This is a genomic window from Streptomyces flaveolus (genome assembly GCF_000716535.1).
GTDB classification, from domain to species: domain Bacteria; phylum Actinomycetota; class Actinomycetes; order Streptomycetales; family Streptomycetaceae; genus Streptomyces; species Streptomyces flaveolus_A.
The window spans coordinates 23904-30554 of sequence record NZ_JNWV01000068.1; the positions used below are offsets into that span (position 1 = coordinate 23904).

7 protein-coding genes are annotated in these 6651 nt (G+C 69.0%); 5 read left to right on the plus strand and 2 right to left on the minus strand.

Going from position 1 to position 6651, the window contains the following annotated elements:
- Positions 1-246 precede the first annotated feature (246 nt).
- From OO52_RS43315 to OO52_RS51245, 3 genes are all read left to right on the plus strand, one after another.
- Positions 247-810, plus strand: coding sequence for a hypothetical protein (locus OO52_RS43315; RefSeq protein WP_031186347.1), 564 nt, complete (start codon positions 247-249; stop codon positions 808-810).
- Positions 811-1038: 228 nt separating this feature from the next.
- Positions 1039-1305, plus strand: a complete 267-nt coding sequence (locus OO52_RS43320; protein ID WP_030657632.1) for a hypothetical protein — start codon at positions 1039-1041, stop codon at positions 1303-1305.
- Positions 1306-1416: 111 nt separating this feature from the next.
- Positions 1417-1563: a hypothetical protein gene (locus tag OO52_RS51245; protein WP_158712646.1), complete on the plus strand. Its 147-nt coding sequence runs from the start codon at positions 1417-1419 to the stop codon at positions 1561-1563.
- A gap of 239 nt (positions 1564-1802) precedes the next feature.
- Here OO52_RS51245 and OO52_RS43325 read toward each other — a convergent pair whose 3' ends face one another.
- Entirely contained in the window at positions 1803-3389 is a 1587-nt protein-coding gene (locus OO52_RS43325) for a hypothetical protein (RefSeq protein ID WP_037671402.1), read from the minus strand.
- A 319-nt stretch (positions 3390-3708) separates the two neighbouring features.
- On the opposite strand from OO52_RS43325, the gene OO52_RS51895 reads away from it, so the two are divergent.
- Positions 3709-4032: a hypothetical protein gene (locus tag OO52_RS51895; protein ID WP_030940681.1), complete on the plus strand. Its 324-nt coding sequence runs from the start codon at positions 3709-3711 to the stop codon at positions 4030-4032.
- A 1604-nt stretch (positions 4033-5636) separates the two neighbouring features.
- Here the strand turns inward: OO52_RS51895 and OO52_RS43340 are convergent.
- On the minus strand, positions 5637-5801 hold the full coding sequence (locus tag OO52_RS43340; protein WP_420711468.1) for a hypothetical protein: 165 nt from the start codon (positions 5799-5801) through the stop codon (positions 5637-5639).
- Between the two features lie 209 nt (positions 5802-6010).
- Between OO52_RS43340 and OO52_RS43345 the strand changes: the two genes are divergently transcribed.
- Positions 6011-6538, plus strand: coding sequence for a DinB family protein (locus OO52_RS43345; protein ID WP_030657624.1), 528 nt, complete (start codon positions 6011-6013; stop codon positions 6536-6538).
- Positions 6539-6651 lie beyond the last annotated feature (113 nt).

Genomic DNA, 6651 nt, shown 5'->3' on the forward strand with positions numbered 1-6651 from the left:
CCCAGCGAGCCGGGCACCGCCTTGACGGTGTCATCGTCGATGCGCATGGCCTCGTGGCCGTGACGGTTTGAGTCGGCCCCGGCAGGGGGGTCCGAAGTGGCCCCAGTTCACGCCGGATCCGGCGGTTGTGGCGGCTTGAAGTGGTCCCAGGTGTTGGCGTGACGCGGGGCCGCCAGGTCCGCGGCGGGCGCGGGCTGGGAGAATCAGCTGGATCGGATGCGGCCACTGAGATGTCTGGAGGAGCGAGTGACTGCTCAGCCCCGTGATGAGGCTCCGGCGACGGTGGCCACGGACGCCGGAATGCTCGTCTTGTGGGACCCGAAGCGGTTCGAGGCCGTAGTCGACTACGACACTTGGGAGGCAGAGCTCCTGGAGGACGAGGACGTCGTCCTCCATATCCAGGAAGGTGCTTTGGTTCCGCTCAACGTCGGCGGAGACGGCGCTTTCGGGGTTCTGGTCCGCTCGGGCACTGCCGACGCGCCGGCCCGGTTGACCGAGCGCGAGACAGCCCACCAACTGGTGGCCTCCCAGCCCTACCTCTTCGTTTCCCGCGGTCGTGCACTCGTGGGCGGCATTGAAGACATCAGCGCAGACGGCGCGGACGGCGTGATCGAGTGCCCCGTGCCCGAGGGCCGCCATGCTGTGATCGTCCATTTGATCGACTGGCAGGCCGAACCTGGAAGCCAGGACGAGGACGGGCGGCCCGTTCCAGGGGCCCTGCCGGACTTCGTGGTCCTGATCAACCCCGCTCGGCCCAGTCAGGATGCATACCGGACCGACGTGCAGACCTTCGAGACCCCGATCGGCTGACGTCAGCGGATCGGGACCAGACAGCCTTGAGCTGCTGCTGTGCCTTGGTGTGGGCGAGGCGGTATGACTCGGTCCCGGTCTCGATGATCGCGCCGGCCGAGGCGGGTGCTTGGGGCGCGCTTTCCGGCCAGGACCCGCAGGTAGCGGTTGGTGAGGCCGGCCCGTATGGGCATGATCAGGTTTGTGTTGCGCGAAAACATTCCCGCTTGCGTGCGGTGGGAGATCCTGATGCACAAGCGGTTCAGCCGCGTGTGGATCTGCAAGGACTTCGGCCGCGCGACCACCGGCGCGGACCCTGCCGAACTGGGCCGGACCGTCCTCGCCGCGTACCTCGCCGGACGCTCCACCCAGCGTGAGACGTTCCGCGTCGTCGTCCGCACCGACGACGGCAGCCAGCACGTCGTCACTCCCGGCCAGCTCGCAGACCCCGGCTGGAAAGCGGATCCGGCCATCTGCCAGGCACTGCCCGCCTACCTGCGCAACGCCCTGGCCTGACCCCGGGATCGAGATCCGGCACGACGAGCAGGCAGGACTGTCCACGGACAAGCTGAGGGCCCTGCTCGCCATCGTGCAGGACGACAGCACCGACGAGGAGGTGGGAACACCATGACCGAGCAGCGTCGCTACGACGTCGACTGGACCGACGAGAACAACCCGCGGATCATCATCGCCCAGCCCGGCGACCAGCACGCCATTACTCTGGACGAGGCCCAGCAGGCCATCGACGAGGCAAGGAAGGAGGACTACCCATAAGCAGCCGAGCGAACCGCAGGGCCCGAGCCGCGAAGTTGGAATCAGCGCCGGGCCGCGGCCGCCGTGCAGCTCTTGGCCCCGCTTCCCCGGCGCCGCGCGTCTACGGCTGCTGCGCCGCCGACGCGACGTCGGCGTGACCGCCTCAGACCGGCACTGCTCACCACAACGCCCTGGACCGCCGGCCTGCCAGGCCCTGCGGCGCCCGGGCCCGGCCGCTCAGCCGGTCGCCGCAGTGGATGTCATTGGTCGGTCCAGGCGCGGTGGTGCCGCTGGGCGTGGCGGCCGGGGGCGTCGCTCATGGCGTCGTAGCAGCGTGGGCCGCATGCCAGTCCCAGGCCGGCCTGCATCCAGCCCAGTTCCAGGAACGCGTTGGGCGTGATGGTGGTCGAGCCGCAGTTGTCACAGTGCCGTACGCCCTGACCGAGGCAAGGCAGTTCCAGGTCCCGTTCCGGGGCCGGCGGTGCGGGCCGGCGGTGCGCTTCCCGGGCCTCGCGCCAGGCGGTCCGGGCCCCGGCGGCGGACAGGTAGGCGGTGGTTGTCTCACCGGCGTCGGCGTCCGCACCGTAGTCCCACCAGCCGTCGCCGACCTCCCACAGCGAGCACGTCGAGCCGTCCCCCAGACGGAAGTCGTGCCGGGCCAGGCGTACCCAGACCCCGCTGCCCTGCGGACCGAACGGACTGCGGTGGTCGTCCTTCCACTCGTCCAGAGGTGCGATGGTGTGGGTGCGTGCCCTCCCCAGCGCTTCGGCGAGGTCGTCGGGGACCGCCTCGGTGACAGCGGCCAGCAACTCAAGTGCCGTGCGGCCCGCCTCCGTTACGGCAACCGTGTCCTGGCCGATCACATCCTGCACGGTGCGGACGCGGTCGCCGTCGGCGCGCAGCTCATAGGCCCGCGCGGCGCCGATGTGGGCATCGGCGAGATGGGCTGCCTCGGCGGCCGTCCAGCAGCGGGCCGGGTCAGCGGTCGCGGTGAACGGCTGGCCGGCCAGGTCGGACCCCAGCGGGTCGAGGTTCCATCCGGCCTCGGCCCAGTCGGCGGGTGAGCGGCCGGTCAGGGCGGCGGCGTCGGCAGCGTCGCGGACCGCGAGGATGCGCAGCATCCGGTACAGGCGGTGCGGGGTGAAATCGGTGCCGGCAAGCGCGGCGGCCGCCCCCTGGTTCGCGCCGACGACTGCGTAGGCGGCCGCCTCCCGGCCGTAAGCCTGCGCGTCTGCCTGAAGCGCCGCCCGCCGTTCGCCGGTCAGCGGCAGGACGTACTCGGTGATGCGGGCCGGTTCCTGGCTGGCGACGTAGATACTGCCGGCCTTCTCGTCCACGTGCAGAAAGTCGGCGAGGTGCTCACCGGGGTAGTCCGCGGGTACCTCGTACAGGCCCTGCGGCCACTCGCCGGGGATGGGGCAAAGACGTCCTTCGGCTGCGTCGGCCGGGGGCGGCGGGACGTCGTCGCCGTACCTCAGTCCCAGCAGCCGCCAGCCCTGACGGCGCACCGCATCGGTGGGATCGTCCGTGCTGACGGCCACCACCTCGCAGGCATCGGCAGGTTCCCCTGCGAGGGCGGTGCGGGGAACACCTTGCACCCGCAGCACCGTGCCGGGCTCCCAGGTGATGCGCCGCCGGGCGGTCTCGCCGTCCAAGCGCATCGCGCCGGCGACGACCTCGCAGTGCGTCAGGCGCGGGCACGCCCAGGACAGGTGATCGCCCGCATGAGCCAGCTCCACACCCGCCCACTCCAGAAGCAGCCGCCCCTCGGCGCGGACAGCGTCCAGGCACACCTCGACGTCGACGTACTCGACCGGCTCCCGCTCACAACCGGTGCGGCCGCACACCGCACCCAGCACCTGAAGGAGCAGCTCACGGTGCTCTCACACTACATGGGGTGTCGCGCCGTCCCAGCGGTCGAACAGCAGCGGCTCGATCCGCTCGACCCACATCGGGTGCGCGCGCACCGAGCGCGGCACCGACACCCGTACGCCCGTCTGGTCCGTGGCCCGTCGCGGCGGCGATACCAGGCAGCGGAGTCGCCAAGAGCCCTCGGCGTTTACTGCATTCTGTTTTGCTCGTCGTGATCGGTCAGCCTGACGAGATGAGCTGTACCAGCTGCTTGTGGCTGACGTCGGCGCTGGTGCCCTCCCAGACGGTTTGCCCATGGCGCAGGATGAGGAAGCGGTCGCCGAGTGCATACAGCTCCTCCAGATCGTCCGAGACGACGAGGACGGCTGCGCCGGCGTCTGCGCGTTCGCGCAGAGGTCTGTGGATTTGAGCCTTGGTGCCGATATCCACGCCGGCGGTGGGCTGGTCGATGACGAGGACGTCGAGGTCAGAGGCGAAGGTTTTGCCGAGGACGACCTTCTGCTGGTTGCCGCCGCTGAGCGTCGCGGCATGGGCGTGGATGTCGCCCGGGACGATCTCGATTGCCGTACGCGCACCGACCGGTCGGCCGTGAAGGCGTCGGCCATCGCCGGCCAGTAGGGAGCGAGGAGGACGTCGTAGAGGGCGCTGAGACCATCGCAAAGGCGGCCGAGGAAATCCGGGTCGGTCAGGTGACGCGTCGCCGACGGGGCTTCCGTAGTGGGAAGTATCGTGGTCAGCGCTTTCCGGATCTGACCGGGCGATGTCGCGCGCACCTGCTCGATGAGCTCTGCCGGCCCGTCCGCCCGCGGCGGGCCGATGAAGGTCGGTGACCAGCCCACCGGCGGAATGAAGTCGAGGGCCAGACGCGCCTCGGCGGACAGGCGTGCGCGTGCATGCCGGCGCCAGCCGCTCAGCCGGGCCGGCTGGTCGGTACGTTGCAGGGCCCTCGCAGCCTGCTTCAGCTCCAGAAGCGGCATGGGTGCGTCGGCCACCTTCGTGCGCGCCAGGTCCTCGGTTGTGAAGTGAATGCGAAAGACCATGCTTTCCCCTGACGCGGCCCGGCACAGTTCTGATCTTTCCGCTGTGCCGGGTGTTCGGTCCAGATGGATTCCGGCCTGGACAAAGGACAGGCCCTTGAACGCCCGAGTCGAAATGTCGTTATTCGGTTCCGACCGAAGGACGTCGAACGGCAACTCGCGGGAAGCGCACGATGGGGCCGTACCGAGCCGGGGTACGACCTCCTTCGTAACGGTGAGCCCGTCCTGTCCAGGTGACGCACAGCGAATTCCCGCGTCCGCTCCGCAGCCACTGCACGACTACACGTCAAGGAGTTGTGTCATGAAGCGCTCTCTCACCGCGCTTGGCCTCGTCGTCTGCGCCATCTCTTCGGTCCCCGCCCTGGCCTCCGGAGCCTCGGCCGGCCCATCTCCCGCCGGCGTCTCGAAGACCTCGGCGATCACGGTCCCCCTGCCGGCTACGGCGCCCGCGGCGAGTCCCGCCGCCGGCCAGGTCTGCGCCACAGTGAGCGGCGCGGAGGGGTGTTTCGTGAAGTACGGTGACAAGTTCACCGCCGAGGACACGGCGTCGGACGGTTACTTAGCCGTCGTCTACTGGACCAACTACCTGTGGGACGGTGCGAGTTGGCGGCCCTACCGAACGGGGGATGCCTCAACAGTGCCGGCGCGGGCACCAAGGCCACCTGCAACTACGACTTGGGACGGTCCCGGCACGTAGCCGGTCGTCGCCGGCGTGCCGACCGGGCCGCCCGCTTCATCCCCGTCGAGAGCGCCCCCACGGCCGTCACCCATCACACCTCCACGGCGGCCCGTGCGAGCGGCACAGTCACCGTGTTGTGCGGCGCTCCCCGCTACGAGTAGATGGCCGCCGCCCCGAGCGCCCATGCCGACGTCGGGTGACTCCCGAAGTCACGTACATCGGGTATTCGCGTGAGCGTGCGACGTCCAGTCTCACGTCGAAACGACCTCGGCGGTCGCGTACATAACCAGCGCCAGGCCGTGCCGCCTCCCCCGAACTGGCGGCCGTGTAAGGCAAGTAGGAAGGACCCTGGGCTCGCTGGGCGGCCCGGGGTCCTTCGCTGCTTCGGAGGCGGTGGCATCGCACTGGAGTGCGTGTAGATCCTGGGATCCGGGCCGCTCCTGCTATGCCATCCGGCGCCCGGAGGGGCGTCAACGATCGGTCGGAAACATCCGATTCAGGCCGCTCTAGCTCAGGATCTGCTGGATGGTGTCGTCTAGGGTGCTTGCCGCGTCGATGATGGTTTCCAGGCCGTCGGGCAGCAGGTCCTTCTCTCGGTACCAGTCGCGCAGATGGTCTGCGGTTACGTGCTTGAGGCACTCGGCATCGGGTTTCGTCGCGTGCCGGAGCACGGTCTCCAGGTAGTAGCAGCGTGAGACGCCACGGTGCGCGCACGTTAGACCGACCGGCAATAGGTGCCTGGGAGGCGCGGGGGCACCGGAACGGCCACAGGTCCACGTGATCACGGAGTTCTCTACGCTGAGTAATCGCACAGGACGGCTTGGCCGCGCTGCCATTTTGCCTGCTTGAACCCTCCAAGATGGCGGTGCAGGGTGGATCCATGACATGGACAGCACCACCGGTCGAGCGCACCAAGCAGCTAGGCGACCTGGGTACCGTAACTGAGCGTCAGATGTTGGAGGGTTGGCTGAGCTGGCACCGGGAAACGTTGTTGGCCAAGTGTGCCGGGCTTGAGCCGGCCCAACTGGCACGGACGACCGTAGAGCCGTCGAACCTCACCCTCCTTGGCTTGGTCCGGCACATGGCGGAGGTAGAGCGATGGTGGTTCCGGCGAAGCTTCGCAGGCGAGGCTATCGGCGATGTCTTCACCGGCCCGTCAGATGGCAATGAGGGACTCGACGGAGTTCACGCAGCCGATGCGGAGAGAGACTTCGGGCTGTTCCGGACCGAGGTCAAAGCGTGCGACGCGGCGGCGGCCGGGCATGACCTCGACGAGACCTTCGTGTCCTCTCGCGGAGTTTCCCTCAGTCTGCGCTGGGTCTACGTGTTGATGATCCAGGAGTACGCCCGCCACAACGGCCACGCCGACTTCCTGCGGGAGCGGACCGACGGGGCAACGGGCGACTGAGTCTCTTTCTCAGGCCGGACCGGCGCCCAGGCTGGCCTGGATCGCCGGCGCGGCGACCTGGGCGACAGTGACGTTGAGGAGTTGCACGAAAGTCGCGCTGAGCACCACCGGCA